The organism is Streptomyces sp. NPDC047043 (assembly GCF_040644055.1).
In the GTDB taxonomy this organism is placed as follows: domain Bacteria; phylum Actinomycetota; class Actinomycetes; order Streptomycetales; family Streptomycetaceae; genus Streptomyces.
In genome coordinates, this window is the sequence record NZ_JBEYVO010000052.1 from 31,336 (window position 1) to 48,939 (window position 17,604).

The following is a 17,604-nucleotide window of genomic DNA, read 5'->3' on the forward strand; positions in this document are numbered from 1 at the left end:
CGCAAGGAGGTACCCCCCACAGGTATCGGAGCGCTGCCCCCACCGCGGAAGGTGTCACGCCGGTTGCCGGGCAGCCGCGCAACTGTAAACCCTCAGTGACCAGGAAGGGAATGGAGTCTCGCCAGCAACAGCTGCCGCTCCCGTTCGTTGCGGGCGAGACCGGCGGCCCGTACGAACTCCTCGCGGGCCTCGGCCGTCCGCCCGAGCCGCTCCAGCAGGTCCCCGCGGACGCTGGGCAGCAGGTGGTAGTCGCGCAGTGCGGGCTCGGCGGCGAGGCCGTCGACGATCGCGAGCGCCTCCGCCGGGCCCTGCGCCATGGACACGGCGACCGCGCGGTTGAGCTCGACGACCGGGGACGGGGCGCGGGCGGCGAGCAGGCCGTACAGGGTGGCGATGCTCCGCCAGTCGGTCTCCTCGTAGGTGTACGCGTGCGCGTGGCAGGCGGCGATGGCGGCCTGGAGGGCGTACGGGCCCGGGGCGCCGGTGGCCGTGGCGTCGGCGCGGTGCAGGGCCGTGATGCCGCGGGCGATGAGCATGCGGTTCCAGCGGCGGCGGCTCTGGTCCTTGAGGAGGACGGGCTCGCCGTTCGGTCCGGTGCGGGCGGCGGTGCGGGAGGCCTGGAACTCGAGGAGGGAGGTCAGGGCGTGGACCTCCGGCTCCTTCGGCATCAGTGACGACAGGACGCGGGCCAGGCGGAGGGCGTCCTCGCACAGTGCCGGGCGCAGCCAGTCGTCGCCCGCGGTGGCGGCGTAACCCTCGTTGAAGATCAGGTAGATGACGTCGAGCACCGACCCCAGCCGGGCCTCGCGCTCGGGGCCGTAAGGGACCTCGAAGGCGATGTTCTTGGTGGCGAGGGTGCGCTTGGCGCGGACGATGCGCTGGGCGACGGTGGCCTCGGGGACCAGGAACGCGCGGGCGATCTCGGGCGTGGTCAGACCGCCGAGCAGGCGCAGGGTGAGTGCGATGCGGGCCTCGGCGGACAGGACGGGGTGGCAGGCGGTGAAGACCAGGCGGAGTAGGTCGTCGTCGATGTCGTCGGCGTCGGCGGGCTCCTCGGGCGGGGCCGCGGTCTCGACGGTGCGGCCGATCTCCTGCAGCTTGCGGGCGTAGTTCTCCCGGCGGCGGATCAGGTCGACGGCGCGGTTCCGGGCGGTGGCCATGAGCCAGGCGCCCGGGTTGTCGGGGACGCCGTCCCGCGGCCACTGCTCGAGCGCGGCGACCAGCGCGTCCTGCGCGAGCTCCTCGGCGATGCCGACGTCGCGGACGATGCGGGTGACGCCGGCGATGATGCGGGGGGACTCGATGCGGAAGACGGTCTCGATGGTGTGGCGGGGGTCGCCGGAGGCGTCGGCGGAGGGCTGTGAGCTCACAGCCCTCCATGCAACACCCGTACCGGCGTACGGCCAAGGAAGCGGGTGGCTCAGCCCTCCGCGATCTCCCGCACCTCGCACGTCACGGTCCAGTACTCCTCGTGCACCTTGAGGAACTTCTTGGTCCACTCGATCGCCTCGGCCAGGTCCTTGCACTGCATGATCGCGTAGCCGCCGACGACCTCCTTGGACTCGGTGAAGGGCCCGTCGGTGACGGAGATCTGACCGCCCTGCCAGTGCACACGGGTGCCCTGCGCGGACGGGGTGAGCCCGGCGGTGTCGAGCATGACACCGGCCTTGGTGACCTCCTCGATCAGCTCACCCATGCGCTGCATCAGCTCGGGGCTGGGGCCTTCGGTGGGCATGGTGGCCTCGTCGATCTGAACGAGGGAGAGGTAGCGGGGCATGGTGACTCCTCGGTGGTGGGCGCCGGGTCCTTCCCGGGCTTTCACCTGTGCGTCGAACAAGACCCAGCCGGATCGACAAGCTCATCGGATTTCTTCGAAGATTTTTTCCGTACGTACGTTTCCGCAGGTGAGCTACCCGATCTCGGTCCCGAATGCCGCCTTCGCATACGGCGCCCCGATCGCCTTCGGCCCGAACAGCAGCGCCGCGTCCGTCACGATCCCCGTGGGCCGCCCCCGCAGCTCCCAGACCGCCCCGTTCCCGCCGTCCTCCCCCACGGCTGCCGCCGCCAGGTCCGCGTAGCCGTTGCCGTTGATGTCGAGGAGTTCGACCGCCGAGCCGAAGGAGTCGGACAGTTCGGCCGTGCCCGGGATCCCGGAGGTGTTCTGGGTGAAGGACTGGGCGCCCTTGCCCGTGAGGCCGGACCTGCTGCCGCGCAGGATGTCGACGGCGCCCGCGTTGTCGTCGTAGCCCAGCTCCTTGCCTGGGACGCCGACGGCGAGGTCGTCGATGCCGTCGCCGGTGATGTCGGCGGCCGACAGGGACTCGCCGAAGCGGAAGACGGGGTCGTTCGTCCCGGGCACGCCCGGGGTGTCCTCGGTGTACGTCTTCCAGGTGCCGCGGGGACCGACACCGGAGGCCGAGCCGTAGGCCACCGTGACCGCCGAGTCGTAGACCGCGCCGACCGCGATGTCGTCGTAGCCGTCGCCGTTGAGGTCGCCGAAGGCGATGCCGCCGTCGGTGTTGGGGATGGTGTCGGGTGCTGTCCCGGGCGTCGGGCCGGATGCCGAGCCCGCGTAGTACCGGGTGCCGTACACGCCGTCGCCCTCGTAGATGCTGAGCGCCAGATCGTCGCGGCCGTCCCCGTTCACGTCACCCGTGGCGCCGTCCCGGACGTCGTAGTACTTGAGGTGGTCGGCGTCGAGGGAGGCCTCGGTGCCATGGCCGCCGGCGCGGGTGAAGGGGCCGTTCCGGACGCTCGCCGTGCTGCCGTTCGGGTCGTCGCCGACGGCGGGGCGGGTGCGGAACAGCGCCAGGTCCAGCTTGCCGTCGCCGTTGAAGTCGCCGGTCTGGGTGTTGGTGGCCGGGACCGACTTCGCGCCGGCGCCGGTCAGGCCGTGCGGGCCGCCCCAGAGGATCACCGCGTCGGTCGTCCCGGACTTGTTCCCGATGACCAGGTCGGCGTACCCGTCGCCGTCGAGGTCACCCCTGGAGAGCTGCGTCCCGAAGCCCTCGCCGGTCGTCGCACTGCCCGGAATCCCGCTCGTGGAACGGGACATGACGGCCCGTCGAGTCACGGACAGCCCATGCGGGCCGCCGTACATCACGGTCACGTACCCCGCCCTGGCCGCCCCGCCGACCGTGGCCCCCGGCGCACCGACCGCGAGGTCCCCGTAACCGTCACCGTTGAAGTCGAAGCGGACGGGGGCACGCGCGGCGGCCTCCGCCCGGCTCAGCTCCTGCGGCGGGGCAACTCCCAGCGCAACCACACCCGCCACGACCGGGACCGCCAGGCGACCCGACAAAGAAAGGGAAAACACCGGGAGACCCCCTAGTTACGGTGACACCACTGAAGACTCGTCACCCGGTACAGGGGTTGTAACGGGCGCACGCCACCGCGCCCGCCGCGCTCAGCGCAGCGACTCCCACAGCTTGGTCGCCGCCGGTTCCTTCGCCACCACCCGGTTGGGGTTCGACGGTGCGGTCACCACCGGCATCATCACCGTCTTCACGTCGGCTGCCGACAGGCCCTTCAGGCTCCGGCCGAGTTCCACGAGTTCGCTCAGCGAGTCCAGGCCGGTGTCCGTGGTCAGGCTGCTGGTGACCGCCTCGGCCACCGTGTACAGCTTGGCCGGGTCGGTGAACAGGCTTGTCGAGGCGATCCGTTCCAGCAGGGCCTTCACCAGCTTCTGCTGCAGGCCTATGCGGCCGAGGTCGCTGCCGTCGCCTATGCCGTGCCGGGTGCGGGCCAGGGCGAGGGCCTGCTTGCCGTTCAGTTCGTGGGTGCCGGCCTTCAGGTGCAGATGGCTGTCGTCGTCGTCGATGTCCTCGTCCGTGGTGACCGTGACGCCGCCCAGCGCGTTCACCAGCTTCGCGAAGCCCGAGAAGTCGATCTCGAGATAGTGGTCCATACGGATGTCCGTGATCGACTCGACGGTTTTCACGGCGCAGACCGCGCCGCCCACCGAATACGCGCTGTTGAACATCGCGCTGTACGCCACCGCCGTCGAACCGCCCGACTTCAACGGACAGGACGGACGCGTGACCAGCGTGTCGCGCGGGATGCTGACGACCGTGGCCTTCTTACGGCCCGCGTCGATGTGGACCACCATCGCCGTGTCGGAACGGGCCCCGGAGCTGTCGCCCCCGCCGAGTGCCTTGTTCTCCTTGCCGCTGCGCGAGTCCGAGCCCAGGACCAGGATGTTCAGCGAACCGGTGGGGAGCGGTGCGGCGGAGGCCGACGCCGACGGTGTCGCCACCGCCTTCGCCGGTCGGTCGTCGCCGAGCGCCTGGTTGATGTCGACGCTCTTGATGTTGTTGTCGAGGTGCCAGTACGCCCAGCCCGCAGCGCCCGCACCCAGCACCAGCAGGCCCGCCATGGTGAGGCCGGCGATCTTCAGTACGGTCGATCGCCGGCCCCTCGGTCTGCCCGCGCCGCCGTTCTCGTCGTGTCCCGTCACGGGCAGGAACGTAAGTCCGAATTATTAGGGGATTGTTAGTGGCGACGGTGTGAAGCGGTTTTCTTCGGAAATTCTCAGGTTCAGCCCAGCGTGACGGCCGGTACGGGGTTGCTCCCGCTCCACGTCCCGTTGAACCCGAACGTCACCGAACCGCCGTCCGGCACCGAGCCGTTGTAGGAGGCGTTCGCGCACGTCACCGCCGAACCGCTCTGCGTGCACGTCGCGTTCCACGCCTGCGTGGTCTGCTGGCCCGCACCGAACGTCCAACTCGCCTTCCAGGACGAGAGCGAGGCGCCCGAGCAGGCGATCTTCACCTGCCCCGTGAACCCGGTGTTCCACTGACTCGTCACGCTGTACGCCGCCGAGCAGGCACCGGTGGGCGGCGTGGTCGTCGTGCCGCCGAGCGCCTCCGCGATCGCGTGGTACGCCGGTTTCGGCGCGTAGTTCTCGTCGTACGGCGTCGCAGCCCCGTATCCCGGGAAGGTGCCCGGAACCCAGGAGTCGGAGTCGGTGAAGCCCCACACGGTGACGCCCGCGCAGCGGGTCACGGCCACACAGGCGGCCACGACCGACTTGTAGTCGGCGGCCTGCTGGGCGAGCTTCGTGCTGTCGGACGGCAGCGCCATCCGTACGTCCAGCTCGGTGATCGCCACGTCGACGCCGAGGTCGGCGAAGCGCTGGATGTTCTGCTGGAGGGTGGCGGGGACCTGGCCGAGGATCAGATGGGCCTGGAGGCCCACGCCGTCGATCGGGACGCCGCGGCTCTTGAGGTCCTTGACCAGGTTGTACAGGGCCGTGGACTTCGCGTTGACGCCCTCCACGTTGTAGTCGTTGATGTAGAGCTTGGCGTCCGGGTCGGCTGCCCTTGCCCAGGTCAGGGCGCTCGCGATGTAGTCGGCGCCGAGGCCGTTGTACCAGAGGGTCGAGCGGTAGGTGCCGTCCTCGTTGAAGGGCTCGTTGACCACGTCCCAGGCGGCGATCCTGCCCTTGTAGCGGCCGACTTCGGTGCCGATGTGGTTCTGGAGCAGGCTGCTGAGCTGGGCGGAGGTCCAGCTGCCGTTGGTCAGCCAGCTCGGGTTCTGGCTGTGCCAGACCAGGGTGTGGCCGCGCACCTGCTGGTTGTGGGCCTGCGCGAAGGCGACGATCTGGTCGGCCTCGGTCCAGTTGAAGCTGCCCTGGGTCGGCTCGACCGAGCCCCACTTCATGGCATTGCCGGGGGTGAGCGAGTTGAACTGCGCCCCCGCGATGTCGCCGTACGTCCCCGTGAGCTTGGAGCCGGTGACCGCCGTCCCGATGACCTTGCCCTTGGCGGCGGCGAGGTCCCGGAGGGGGGAGTCGGCGGCCTGGGCCGCGGGCGCCGTGAACAGCAGCGCAGCACCGACGACAAGTGCCGAAAGGGATAAGCCTGTTCTCAGAGATCTCATTGCGGGTGCCTCCGAAAGTTTCGGTCGTGCAACCGATTGGCTTCGGAGCAGTGTGGGGCGCCACGAAACACCCGTCAATACAGCAACAGGCCTCCCTACTGAACCGCGGGAGGCGCCGCCGTGCTGCTGCGCACCACCAGACTCGTCGCCAGCTCCACCCGCGTGGCCACCGGCGACTGGTCCTCCCGCCCCAGGTCGAGCACCAGCTTGGCCGCCGCCTCGGCCATCTCCGTCAGCGGCTGCCGTACGGTCGTCAGCGGCGGCCCCACCCAGCGCGCCACCGGCAGATCGTCGAACCCGACCACGCTCAGGTCCTCGGGGATGCGCAGCCCGAGTTCGCGCGCGGCCTCGTACAGGCCGAGCGCCTGGAGGTCGTTGAGGGCGAAGACGGCGGTGGGCCGGTCCGGGCGGCGCAGCAGCTCCAGGCCCTGCCGGTAGCCGGTCTCGTGGTGGAAGTCGCCGCTCGCGATCAGCGACGGGTCCACCGGCAGCCCGGCGGTCTCCAGGGCGGCCCGGTAGCCGTCGACGCGGGCGCGGCTGCACATCATGCGGGACGGGCCGGTGATGGCGCCGATGCGGGTGTGGCCGAGGTCGATCAGGTGCCGGGTGGCGGCCAGCCCGCCCTGCCAGTTGGTCGCGCCGATGGACGGTACGTCGACGCCGGGGTCGCCGGCCGGGTCCATCACCACGAACGGGATGGAGCGGCTGGTCAGCAGCGCCCGCTGGGACTCGTCGAGCCCGGACAGGACGAGGATCACGCCGTGCGGGCGGCGGGCGGCGACCTGGTCCGCCCAGGTCCGCCCCGGCGTCAGCCGCCCGGCGCTCTCGCTGAGCACCACGCTCAGGCCGGCGTCCCGGGCCACGTTCTCCACGCCCCGGATGACCTCCATCGCCCAGGCGCTCTCCAGCTCGTGGAAGACGAGGTCGATGAGGGGCGACCGGCTGGCCTCCGCACGCCGGCGGCGATAACCGTGCGCACGCAGCAGCTCCTCGACCCGGCTGCGGGTGGCCGGGGCCACGTCTGCGCGGCCGTTGAGGACCTTCGAAACAGTCGGCGCGGACACGCCGGCCTCACGGGCGATCTCGGCGAGCGTCGCGGTCTGCGCCGACCGGCCTGCCGTCGGGGTTGTCGTCCGCGTTTCAACGGGCTCCGGGGGTGTCATGGCGGCGATCGTATCCCTGCACGACCTCTTGACGAACCCTCCTGACCGCCCTAGGTTCCCGGAACATTCGATGTACACAGCGAAACATTCGCGAGCGGGCCACCGCCGACTCGCCCTGAAGGCCATCCGACCAGAGCAGGAGTTTCATGACCACCGCTCCCTGGCGTGACCCCGACCTGCCCGCCGCCGCCCGTGTCGAGGACCTGCTCTCCCGGATGACCCTGGAGGAGAAGACCGCCCAGCTCTACGGCGTGTGGGTGGGCGCCGACACCGACGGGGACGGAGTCGCCCCGCTGCAGCGCGAGATGAGCTCCGACTACGACTGGGACGAGCTGATCACCCAGGGCCTCGGCCAGCTCACCCGCCCCTTCGGCACCGCCCCCGTGGACCCGGCGCTGGGCGCGCAGGCACTGGCCCGCGCCCAGCGCCGTATCGCCGCGGCGGGCCGTTTCGGCATCCCGGCCCTCGCCCACGAGGAGTGCCTGGCCGGCTTCACCACCTGGCAGGCCACCGCCTACCCGGTGCCGCTCGCCTGGGGCGCGAGCTTCGACCCGGGGCTGGTGGCGGAGATGGCGGCCGCCATCGGCCGCGACCTGCGCTCGGTCGGCGTCCACCAGGGTCTCGCCCCGGTCCTGGACGTCGTACGGGATCCGCGCTGGGGCCGGGTGGAGGAGACGGTCGGCGAGGACCCGTACCTGGTCGGCACGATCGGCAGCGCGTACGTACGGGGCCTGGAGTCGGCCGGGATCGTCTCCACGCTCAAGCACTTCGCCGGGTACGCCTCCTCGGCGGGCGCCCGGAACCTCGCACCCGTGCGGGCGGGCGTGCGGGAGTTCGCGGACATCACCCTGCCGCCCTTCGAGATGGCGCTGCGGGAGGCGGGGGCCCGCTCGGTGATGGCGGCGTACACGGACACGGACGGCGTTCCGGCCTCGGCGGACCCGGGCCTGCTGACCGACCTCCTGCGCGAGGAGTGGGGCTTCACCGGCACGGTGGTCGCCGACTACTTCGGGGTCGGCTTCCTGCAGACCCAGCACCGGGTCGCCGGCACCGAGGCCCAGGCGGCCCACGCGGCGCTCGCGGCCGGCCTCGACGTCGAACTCCCCACCCTGAAGTGCTACGGCAGACCGCTGATCGAGGCGGTACGGGCGGGCGAGGTCCCCGAGTCGCTGATCGACCGCGCGGCCCGCCGGGTCCTGCTGCAGAAGTGCGAGCTGGGCCTCCTGGACGAGGACTGGGACCCCGAGCCGCACGCCGCCATCAACCTCGACTCGGCCGCGAACCGGGCCCTGGCCCGCCGCCTGGCCGAGGAGTCGGTGGTCCTGCTGGACAACCCCGACGGGATCCTGCCGCTGTCCCCCGACACCCGCATCGCGGTGGTCGGACCGCGGGCGGCCGACGCCCTCGCCATGCTCGGCTGCTACTCCTTCCCCTCGCACGTCCTCACGCACCACCCCGAGGTGCCGATGGGCGTGGAGATCCCGACCGTGCTGCAGGCGCTGCGGGCCGAACTCCCGGACGCGAAGGTGACGTTCGCGGAGGGCTGCGACACCTCGGACCCGGACCCGTCGGGCTTCGAGGAGGCGGTGGCGCGGACCGCCGAGGCGGATGTGTGCGTGGCGGTCCTCGGCGACCGGGCGGGCCTGTTCGGCCGGGGCACCTCGGGCGAGGGCTGCGATGTGACGGACCTCCAACTGCCGGGTGTACAGGGCGACCTGCTGGACGCGCTGGTGGCGACGGGGGTCCCCGTCGTCCTGGTGCTGCTGACCGGCCGCCCGTACGCCCTGGGCCGCTGGCACGGCCGGCTGGCCGCCGTGGTCCAGGCGTTCTTCCCGGGAGAGGAGGGCGGCCCGGCGGTGGCGGGCGTGCTGTCGGGCCGCGTCAACCCCTCGGGCCGCCTCCCGGTCAGCGTTCCGCGGGTCCCGGGAGGCCAGCCCTGGACCTACCTCCAGCCCCCGCTGGGCCTCGCGGGCGAGGTCAGCAACCTCGATCCGACGCCGCTGTACGCCTTCGGACACGGGCGGTCGTACACGACGTTCGCCTGGGAATCCGATTCCGCCGGGGCGGAGATCGGCACGGACGGCTCGTACGAGGTGTCGGTCACGGTCCGCAACACGGGCGAGCGCGCGGGCGCCGAGGTCGTGCAGCTGTACCTGCACGACCCGGTGGCCTCGGTGACCCGCCCGGACGTCCGTCTGATCGGCTACCGACGGCTGGAGCTGGAGCCGGGCGAGGCGTACCGCGTCACCTTCGGGTTCCACGCGGACCTGTCGGCCTTCACCGACCGCTCCGGTGCAAGGGTGGTCGAACCGGGCGCGCTGGAACTACGGTTGGCGGCATCGAGCGCAGACGTACGGCACACGGCGCGACTGCATCTCACTGGACCGGTGAGGGTGCTCGGCGTCGACCGCCGGCTGCGGTGCGAGACGGAGGTGACGGGGGTCGGGTGACCCCTGCGCCGGAGCAACGGGGGTTGCGGATGGTCAGGTACGTACACCATGAGCTGATGGCCGCGGTGGCGCTGGTGATCGCCACCGCGGTCGGTGTGGCGGTGGCGTTCGCCGTGGACGACAGCGCATCGCTCGTGGCCGGCGGGGCGGCCTGGCTGGCCGGCTCCGGACTCGTCTTCGTCGTCCTGTCGGCGGCCCTGCGGTCCTCCCGGCTCAAGTGGGTCGGCTCGGTGAGGGAGTTCGAGGCCGCGGTACCGGCGACGGACGGCGATCCGGCCCTGCGCAGCCGCACGCTTGGCATGGCGCTGCGGTTCTCGCTGTTCCTGGTGCCGGGCGTGGCCCTGGGCCTGCTGGGGTTCTCGACGGCGCTCATGATCGCCCTGGCGATGGCGGTGGACTGGTCGGTCAAGGCCGCGGTGGGCGCCCGCTGGGAGCGCCGCAACGGCCGCCGGCTGTGGCTGGGCCACAACGACGACGAGCCGGGGAGGCTCTTCTACTTCCCCGTCACTCCACCGCCGTCGACTCGAACCGCCACCGATGCACCGCCCGCATGACCAACTCGCCATCCGGCTCGGGCAGTTCGGGCAGTTCGGCGTCGTAGTCCGCGTCCCACCAGGTGATGACGAGGACGCGGTCCTGCGGGGCCCGGAAGGTCTCCCGGCGCCGGGGCCGTGCGGGCAGCTCCTGCACCCGTGCCCAGGCGAGCAGTTCGGCCCCCCGCCCCTCGGCGGCCCGCGCCTCCCACATCAACGCGACCGTCACGAGTAGAGGTTCTCCTTGCTGACCTCGTGAACGTGATCGTGGCCGGGCACATGCGTCTCCGTCACCGGCAGCGACGAGTCCGCCGACAGGTCCCAGCTGGAGGCGGCCCGGTTGCGGGCGACCATCTCCGCACCGAGCGCCGCCACCATCGCGCCGTTGTCGGTGCACAACTTCGGCCGCGGCACCCGCAGTTGGATCCCGGCCGCCTCGCACCGCTCCTGCGCCAGCGCACGCAGCCGGGAGTTGGCGGCCACACCGCCGCCGATCATCAGGTGCTCCACGCCCTCGTCCTTGCAGGCCCGTACGGCCTTCCGGGTCAGCACGTCCACGACCGCCTCCTGGAAGGACGCGGCCACGTCACGCACCGGCACCTCCTCCCCCGCCGCCCGCTTGGCCTCGATCCAGCGGGCCACGGCCGTCTTCAGACCGGAGAAGGAGAAGTCGTACGCCGGATCGCGCGGGCCGGTCAGGCCGCGCGGGAAGGCGATCGCCTCCGGGTCGCCCTCGCGCGCGTACCGGTCGATGACCGGGCCGCCGGGGAAGCCGAGGTTCAGCACCCGGGCGATCTTGTCGAAGGCCTCGCCGGCCGCGTCGTCGATGGTCGCGCCCAGCGGCCGTACGTCCGAAGTGATGTCCGTCGACATCAGCAGGGACGAGTGCCCGCCGGAGACCAGCAGCGCCATCGTCGGCTCGGGCAGTGCGCCGTGCTCCAGCTGGTCCACGCAGATGTGGGAGGCGAGGTGGTTGACGCCGTAGAGGGGCTTGCCGAGCGCGTAGGCGTACGCCTTCGCGGCCGATACGCCGACCAGGAGCGCGCCGGCCAGACCGGGGCCGGCGGTGACCGCGATGCCGTCCAGGTCGCGGGCGCTGACGCCCGCCTCCTTCAGCGCGCGGTCGATCGTCGGGACCATCGCCTCGAGATGCGCGCGGCTCGCGACCTCCGGCACCACACCGCCGAAGCGGGCGTGCTCGTCGACGCTGGAGGCGACGGCGTCGGCCAGCAGGGTGGTGCCGCGGACGATGCCGACGCCGGTCTCGTCGCAGGAGGTCTCAATCCCCAGTACGAGAGGCTCGTCGCGTGAGTCAGCCATGGATCTCGGTTCCTTGTTCGGAGGTGGAATCCGCGGCGGGGCCGCTGCCGGATTCCGTGGTCAGTCGCATCACCAGGGCGTCCACGTTGCCCGGCTGGTAGTAGCCGCGTCGGAAACCGATGGCCTCGAAGCCGAAGCGCTCGTACAGCTTCTGGGCGCGGACGTTGTCGATCCGGCACTCCAGCATCACCTCGGCGCACTCGAACGCCGAGGCGGCCCGCAGCAGTTCGGTCAGCAGCCGGCCACCGAGGCCCGTGCCCCAGTGGTCGCGGCAGACGGCGATGGTCTGGATGTCGGCCAGGTCCCCGGAGGCGGCGAGACCCGCGTATCCCACGATCCGCTCCCCCTCCTCCGCGACCACGTATCGGCGCGTCGCCTCGGAGCCGCGCGCATGCGCCAGCTCGGACCAGAACATGCCCCGGGACCAGGCGTCCTCGGGGAAGAGGTCCTTCTCCAGCTCCAGTACGGGATCGATGTCCCACCAGCGCATCTCGCGCAGTCCAGGCGTCACGGGTTCACTCACGGTCACTTGGGGGTGACCACCTTGTAGTTCTTGGGGACCTGCGCGTCGGGGCGGCGCAGGTACAGCGGCCGGGGTGCGGGGAGTTCCTCGCCCTTGCCCAGTCTCTCGGCGGCCAGCGCGGCGAGCGCGGCGGCCGACACGTGCTCCGGCTCGTGCACGTTCGGGAAGGTGTCCGGGTACAGCAGCGCGCCCGCGCCGACGGCCGGCAGTCCGGCCACCCGGTCGGCGATGTCGCCGGGCCGGTCGACGGCGGGGTCGGTGAGCCGGGTCCGGGAGTCGGCGTAGCGCGCCCAGTAGACCTCCTTGCGCCGGGCGTCCGTCGCCACGACGAAGGGGCCCTTGTCGATGTCGGAGGCGTAGGCGAGACCGTCGAGCGTGCACACGCCGTGCACGGGGACGCCGAGCGCGAGCCCGAAGGTGTCCGCGGTCATCAGGCCGACGCGCAGCCCCGTGTAGGGGCCGGGTCCGATGCCCACGACGATGCCGGTGACGGCGTCGAGCCTGAGCCCGGCCTCGGCGAGCACACGGTCGACGGCCGGCAGCAGCAGCTCACCGTGCCGGCGCGCGTCCACCTGACTCGAGGAGGCGATGACGTCCGTGCCGTCGTGCAGCGCGACGGTGACGGCGGGAGTGGCGGTATCCAGAGCGAGCAAGAGCACGCAAACAGCCTACGGCTCCTGCGTCGCAGGCATGGCCGCCCCGGTGGGGCGCGTGGTGGCTGCTACGGTCGCCGCAAAGCAGGACGTACGACGCGATGGGTCAGGTGGACGAGGGTGGCAAGCAGAAGCTCCGGATTCGTGTTCGGGCTCACCGCGGCGGCCCTGGCGACCGTCGGCTTCCTCGGCTACCAGGCTCACACGACCGTCCCGGCGGCTCTGGCCGAGCCGGCCGCGAGCGCCTCCCCCGAGGTGGTCGCCTCCAAGGCGCCCCGCGACCAGCAGGACCCCACCGCCCTGCCCGTCGGGTCCGGCACGGGTGAGCGGGTCGTGTACTCGGTGGACGACGACCGGGTGTGGCTGGTCGCCGCGAGCAACAAGGTCACCCGCACGTTCACGGTCACGCCGGGCTCCGTCGACCCGGCCCCGGGCTTCTATCCCGTCACGTCGCGGTCGAACTCCGTCACCGGCACCGACGGCACCCCCGTCGAGCACGTCGTCCGCTTCGCCGCCGTGGACGGCGTGGCCATCGGCTTCAGCGCGGCCGTCGACGACAAGGCGCGCACGCCCGACCCGGGTGTGCGTACGGGCGGCATCCGCGAGTCCCGCAAGGACGGCGACGCGCTGTGGGAGTTCGCGACGATCGGCGCACAGGTCGTCGTGATCCGCTGAGGCCGCCGCCGATACGGCTACGCGGCTTGCCGACGGCTGTGCTCGGCCGGCGGCCGGGACACCTCGGGGTCCGGCAGACGCGGCGGTGTGGAGATCACGTTCGCGGCGGCGCACGACGCCAGCAGATCGCGCATCGACACCGCGGACACCACACGCGGCAGCGTCTCGTCTCGTTCCGTGGCCGACATGAGCGCCTCCTGAAGAGCGGGGGCGGGCATAGTTAGGTAGACCTAACTACGGACTGGGTACCATGTGACCACGCACAAGACGCCGAATGCAATATCTTGCCGACGTCTTGTCGGAACGTTCACCGAAAACGATCGCCGTCAGGCCGACAGGACGCTCAGGTCCACCGTCGCCCAGCGCCCGCCGAGCCCGGTCACCGTCACGTGTCGCACCTCGTCGGTGGTGTCTCCGACGGCCCGGTGGATGACGACGTGCAGCCGGTCGTCGGTCAGCTCCTCGACCTTGCCCTCGCCCCACTCCACGACGATCACCGAGTCGGGCAGCGAGACGTCGAGGTCGAGGTCCTCCATCTCGTCGAGCCCGCCGCCCAGCCGGTACGCGTCGACGTGGACCAGCGGCGGTCCGTCGCCCAGCGACGGGTGCACCCGGGCGATCACGAAGGTCGGGGACGTGACCGCGCCCCGGACACCGAGCCCCTCGCCGAGTCCGCGCGTCAGCGTCGTCTTGCCCGCGCCGAGCTCCCCGTTGAGCATCACGAGGTCACCGGCGCGCAGCAGCTTGGCCAGGCGGCGGCCCAGGTCCCGCATCTGCTCGGGGGAGGTGACGGTGATCTCCGCAGAAGACACGGAGGACTCGGTGGCCTCGGACTCAGCCGGGTTGTGCGGTGCTGCTGGTGCTTCCATAGCCACCCACGGTAGCCCCTGCCGGCACGGCACCCGCACGGGTGAGAAGGTCCGCCAGCCGGTCGGTGACCACTTCCGGGTGTTCCAGCATGACCAGGTGCCCGGCGTCCGGGACCAGCACCAGCTCGGCGTCCGGCAGCAGGTCGGCGATGGCCTCGCTGTGCTCGCTGGGCGTGACGAGGTCGCCGATCCCGGCCAGGACGAGCACCGGCATGTCCGTGAAGGACTCGAGCGCCTCGGTCTTGTCGTGGTCGGTGAACGCCGGGTAGAACTCGGCGACCACGTCGATCGGCGTGCCCTCGATCATCCGCTCGGCGAACCGCGCGACCGCCGGGTCGACGTCCCGTGACGCGAACGAGTACCGCTTGATGATCCCGGCGAACAGGTCGGCGGTCGCCCGCCGCCCCTTCTCCACCAGCGCGGCCTGCTGCCCGAGCGCCTTCAGCACCCCGGGCAGCACCCGCCGTACGGCATTGACGCCCGCGACGGGCAGCCCGAAGTTGACCTCGCCGAGCCGCCCGGACGACGTACCGACGAAAGCGGTGGCGACGACCCGGTCCCGGATCAGCTCGGGGTACTGGTCGGCGAGCGCCATCATGGTCATCCCGCCCATGGAGTGTCCGACGAGCACGATCGGCCCCTGCGGCACCGCCGCGTCGATGACGGCCTTCAGGTCCCGCCCGAGCTGGTCGATGCTGACCGGCACGCCGTCCTGGACCTGCTGCACACCCCGCCCGGACCGCCCGTGGCTGCGCTGGTCCCAGTGCACGGTCCGTACGACGCCCCGCAGGGCAGCCCGCTGGAAGTGCCAGGAGTCCTGGCTGAGGCAGTAGCCGTGGCTGAAGACGACGGTGACGGGTGCGGGCGCCTTCCGCCCGAACAGCCGCCGCCGGCGCGGGCTGAGCGCGGGCACGGCCTCGGGGTCGACGTCGTCGACCTCGTAGTACAGCTCGGTGCCGTCGTCGGCGTACGCCCTGCCGGGTGTGCCGCGCAGCGAGCCGTACGGGCCCGTCGAATCGAGGGCCAGCCGTGCCTTCTTGCGCATGCCGCGGCCGACGGTGAGCCGCTCGATGGCGACGCCGGCCGCCGCGCCCGCGGCGACCACGCCTATCGCGGCGCCCGCGATGCCGGTCGCACGGCGCCAGTTTCCGGCCGCCCCCGTGGCGGAGGCGACGGCTGCGACGGCCTCCGCACTGCTCTCGCTCACGTACCGCTCCTCTTCGCCGGATTGCTGATGTTCGCCGGTTCGGGTGAAACAGGTGTTGCCGTGTTGATACCGCTGTTGACCGACTGCCCGATGTTGCCCGAATTACAGATGCGGCACTTCTGTCGGACGGTCGCGCCTCAGTGCGGTTACCCGCTTTGTTCTTCATTCACGTAGACGCGGGGAACGCGGGTTCCGATCCGTGTGACGATTTCGTAGGCGATGGTGCCTGCGGCCTGCGCCCAGTCCTCGGCGGTGGGCTCGCCCCGGTCGCCGGGCCCGAAGAGCACCGCTTCGGTGCCGACCGCGGGCTCGTCGCCCCCGAGGTCGACGACGAACTGGTCCATCGCGACGCGCCCCGCCACGGTCCGCCACTTGCCGTCGACCAGGACGGGGCCGGTGCCGGAGGCATGCCGCGGGATGCCGTCGGCGTATCCGACGGGGACGAGTCCGAGGGTCGTCGCACCGGGGGTGATGTAGTGATGCCCGTAACTGACGCCGTGACCCCCGGGGACGTGCTTCACCAGGGCGATGGACGCCGCGAGCGTCATCACCGGGCGTAGTCCGAAGTCGGCCGGGGTGCCGACCTCGGGGCTCGGTGAGATGCCGTACAGGGCGATCCCGGTCCGTACGAGGTCGAAGTGGGCCTCGGGAAGGGTGAGCGTGGCCGGGGAGTTGGCGATGTGGCGCACTTCCGGGCGGACGCCCTGCTGCTCGGCGTGGGCGAGCATCTCCCGGAAGCGGGTGAGCTGATGGGCGATCGAGGGGTGCCCCGGTTCGTCGGCGCAGGCGAAGTGCGACCAGAGGCCCGTGATGCGGACGATCCCCTCGGCCTCGGCCCGCAGGGCGGCCCCGACCAGCTCGGCCCAGTCCTCCCCGGGCTGGCACCCGTTGCGCCCGAGCCCGGTGTCGGCCTTGAGCTGCACGCGCGCGGGGACTCCCGCCGCCCGGGCCGCCGCCGTGACCTCCTCGAGGGCCCACATGCCGCTCACGGCCACGTCGATGTCGGCCTCGATCGCCTCCCGCCAGGGCCCGCCCGGCGTCCACAGCCAGCACATGATGCGCCCGGGCAGTCCGGCGGCACGCAGCGCGAGCGCCTCCTCCGGCGTGGCCGTACCCAGCCAGCTCGCGCCCGCCTCGACGGCCGCCCGGGCACACGGCACGGCCCCGTGGCCGTACGCCTCGGACTTGACGACGGCCATGAGAGCCGCACCCGGCGCGAGGGCGCGCAGGGTCCGCACATTGGCCCGCAGGGCGTCCAGATCGATCTCGGCGCGGGCACGCAGGGGCGCGGTCGGGGCAGTCGCTGTCTCAGTCATGGCGCCCCCAGTGTCTCAGAGGGGTCCGACAGACCCCTCGGACGCCCGGGCGATGTCCTACGCCCCGGGCCTGCTCCCCCACACGTAGACCTGGTCGCCCTTCTTCAGGACACCCCACAGCTTCCGCGCGTCGCCGAGGCGCAGATTGACGCAGCCCCATGAGCCGACGGTGGTGTAGATGCTGCCGTAGACGGCGTGGAAGGCCTGGCCGCCGTCGAAGAACTGGGCATAGGGCATGGGCGAGTTGTAGAGCGTCGACCAGTGGTTCTTGTGCTTCCAGTAGATCTTGTGCCACCCGGTCCGGGTCCGGTGGCCGGCCCGTCCGCTGCGCATGGGGACGGGCCCGTAGAGCACCTTTTTCCCCTTCTGCACCCAGGTCAGCTGCCGGCTGAGATCGACACAGGCGACGCGGTACTTCCGTACCGGGCACTTCTTGGCCGCGTTCGGGTTCTTCTTCGCGGAGATGAGCTGCATGGTGGCCCAGGTGACGGGTCCGGCGAACCCGGTCGCGGCCTTGATCCGGTGCTTCACCTGGAAGTTGCGGATGGCCCGGCAGTCGGCCGCCGACTGCTTCCCGTCCGCCTTCAGCTTCAGCCACCGCTCGACCGCCTTCTGATAAGGCCCGGTCCGCTTGCTGCACGCCACCTTGTCGACGGCGTCTCCGAGCGGCACGTACTCGACGAGGTCGTACGTCCCCTCCGCCGCGTCCCGGGGCTCGACGGCGTCCTCGTCGGCGGTGGGCGTGTACACCTTCGGCGGCAGCATCTGGTCGGGCGTGTCGATCTGCCAGGGCTGGTACGGCCCCGGAGCGACACCGGGCACGAGCTGCTCGACCTCGGGTCCGGGGGCGAGGGGCGCGGGGTCGGCCGCGGCGGTTCCGACGGGCAGGGCGGTGGCCGCGGCGAGCAGCACGGCGACACCCCCGCACGCAATACGTCTATTAATCATGCAATCAGAGAAACGTGTGGGGATGGTGGGCCGAGTGTGCCGCGCGGCGGGGTCACCCTTATTGGGG

18 protein-coding genes are annotated in these 17,604 nt (G+C 71.6%); 3 read left to right on the plus strand and 15 right to left on the minus strand.

The window, feature by feature from the left end; all coding sequences use genetic code 11:
- Positions 1 to 92: 92 nt before the first annotated feature.
- From ABZ880_RS50350 to ABZ880_RS50375, 6 genes are all read right to left on the minus strand, one after another.
- A complete protein-coding gene (locus ABZ880_RS50350) occupies positions 93 to 1,370 on the minus strand; it encodes an RNA polymerase sigma factor (protein ID WP_361277820.1) in 1,278 nt (425 codons plus the stop codon).
- Positions 1,371 to 1,420: 50 nt separating this feature from the next.
- Complete coding sequence (locus tag ABZ880_RS50355) at positions 1,421 to 1,777, minus strand: YciI family protein (protein ID WP_361277821.1); 357 nt, start codon at positions 1,775 to 1,777, stop codon at positions 1,421 to 1,423.
- A gap of 132 nt (positions 1,778 to 1,909) precedes the next feature.
- Positions 1,910 to 3,274 (minus strand): FG-GAP-like repeat-containing protein, encoded by a 1,365-nt coding sequence (locus ABZ880_RS50360; RefSeq protein ID WP_361277822.1) that lies wholly within the window; start codon positions 3,272 to 3,274, stop codon positions 1,910 to 1,912.
- Between the two features lie 132 nt (positions 3,275 to 3,406).
- Complete coding sequence (locus ABZ880_RS50365; protein ID WP_361277823.1) at positions 3,407 to 4,456, minus strand: LCP family protein; 1,050 nt, start codon at positions 4,454 to 4,456, stop codon at positions 3,407 to 3,409.
- An 80-nt stretch (positions 4,457 to 4,536) separates the two neighbouring features.
- Positions 4,537 to 5,880 carry an endo-1,4-beta-xylanase gene (locus ABZ880_RS50370; RefSeq protein WP_361277824.1) on the minus strand — a complete coding sequence of 448 codons (1,344 nt, stop codon included), beginning with the start codon at positions 5,878 to 5,880 and terminating at the stop codon, positions 4,537 to 4,539.
- Positions 5,881 to 5,975: 95 nt separating this feature from the next.
- A complete protein-coding gene (locus ABZ880_RS50375) occupies positions 5,976 to 7,043 on the minus strand; it encodes a LacI family DNA-binding transcriptional regulator (protein WP_361277825.1) in 1,068 nt (355 codons plus the stop codon).
- A gap of 146 nt (positions 7,044 to 7,189) precedes the next feature.
- On the opposite strand from ABZ880_RS50375, the gene ABZ880_RS50380 reads away from it, so the two are divergent.
- Complete coding sequence (locus ABZ880_RS50380) at positions 7,190 to 9,493, plus strand: glycoside hydrolase family 3 N-terminal domain-containing protein (RefSeq protein WP_361277826.1); 2,304 nt, start codon at positions 7,190 to 7,192, stop codon at positions 9,491 to 9,493.
- A gap of 29 nt (positions 9,494 to 9,522) precedes the next feature.
- A complete protein-coding gene (locus ABZ880_RS50385; RefSeq protein ID WP_361277827.1) occupies positions 9,523 to 10,047 on the plus strand; it encodes a hypothetical protein in 525 nt (174 codons plus the stop codon).
- On the opposite strand, the gene ABZ880_RS50390 is transcribed toward ABZ880_RS50385, so the two are convergent.
- From ABZ880_RS50390 to tsaB, 4 genes are read right to left on the minus strand one after another with little or no spacing between them, the layout of a single operon-like run.
- Positions 9,998 to 10,255, minus strand: a complete 258-nt coding sequence (locus ABZ880_RS50390; protein ID WP_361277828.1) for a hypothetical protein — start codon at positions 10,253 to 10,255, stop codon at positions 9,998 to 10,000. The genes ABZ880_RS50385 and ABZ880_RS50390 overlap by 50 nt on opposite strands.
- On the minus strand, positions 10,252 to 11,346 hold the full coding sequence (tsaD, locus tag ABZ880_RS50395) for a tRNA (adenosine(37)-N6)-threonylcarbamoyltransferase complex transferase subunit TsaD (protein WP_361277829.1): 1,095 nt from the start codon (positions 11,344 to 11,346) through the stop codon (positions 10,252 to 10,254). The genes ABZ880_RS50390 and tsaD overlap by 4 nt, the downstream gene beginning before the upstream one ends.
- A complete protein-coding gene (gene rimI, locus ABZ880_RS50400; protein ID WP_361277875.1) occupies positions 11,339 to 11,869 on the minus strand; it encodes a ribosomal protein S18-alanine N-acetyltransferase in 531 nt (176 codons plus the stop codon). Before rimI ends, tsaD begins: the two co-directional genes overlap by 8 nt.
- A 2-nt stretch (positions 11,870 to 11,871) precedes the next feature.
- On the minus strand, positions 11,872 to 12,528 hold the full coding sequence (gene tsaB, locus ABZ880_RS50405) for a tRNA (adenosine(37)-N6)-threonylcarbamoyltransferase complex dimerization subunit type 1 TsaB (RefSeq protein WP_361277830.1): 657 nt from the start codon (positions 12,526 to 12,528) through the stop codon (positions 11,872 to 11,874).
- A 114-nt stretch (positions 12,529 to 12,642) separates the two neighbouring features.
- Between tsaB and ABZ880_RS50410 the strand changes: the two genes are divergently transcribed.
- Complete coding sequence (locus tag ABZ880_RS50410; protein WP_361277832.1) at positions 12,643 to 13,197, plus strand: hypothetical protein; 555 nt, start codon at positions 12,643 to 12,645, stop codon at positions 13,195 to 13,197.
- Between the two features lie 17 nt (positions 13,198 to 13,214).
- Here ABZ880_RS50410 and ABZ880_RS50415 read toward each other — a convergent pair whose 3' ends face one another.
- From ABZ880_RS50415 to ABZ880_RS50435, 5 genes are all read right to left on the minus strand, one after another.
- Positions 13,215 to 13,385: a hypothetical protein gene (locus ABZ880_RS50415; protein ID WP_361277834.1), complete on the minus strand. Its 171-nt coding sequence runs from the start codon at positions 13,383 to 13,385 to the stop codon at positions 13,215 to 13,217.
- A 138-nt stretch (positions 13,386 to 13,523) separates the two neighbouring features.
- Positions 13,524 to 14,066: a tRNA (adenosine(37)-N6)-threonylcarbamoyltransferase complex ATPase subunit type 1 TsaE gene (tsaE, locus tag ABZ880_RS50420; RefSeq protein WP_361277836.1), complete on the minus strand. Its 543-nt coding sequence runs from the start codon at positions 14,064 to 14,066 to the stop codon at positions 13,524 to 13,526.
- Positions 14,032 to 15,273, minus strand: a complete 1,242-nt coding sequence (locus ABZ880_RS50425) for an alpha/beta hydrolase (protein ID WP_361277838.1) — start codon at positions 15,271 to 15,273, stop codon at positions 14,032 to 14,034. The genes tsaE and ABZ880_RS50425 overlap by 35 nt, the downstream gene beginning before the upstream one ends.
- Before the next feature lie 146 nt (positions 15,274 to 15,419).
- Entirely contained in the window at positions 15,420 to 16,589 is a 1,170-nt protein-coding gene (alr, locus tag ABZ880_RS50430; RefSeq protein WP_361277840.1) for an alanine racemase, read from the minus strand.
- Positions 16,590 to 16,646: 57 nt separating this feature from the next.
- Entirely contained in the window at positions 16,647 to 17,537 is an 891-nt protein-coding gene (locus tag ABZ880_RS50435) for a L,D-transpeptidase family protein (RefSeq protein ID WP_361277842.1), read from the minus strand.
- Between the last annotated feature and the right edge of the window lie 67 nt (positions 17,538 to 17,604).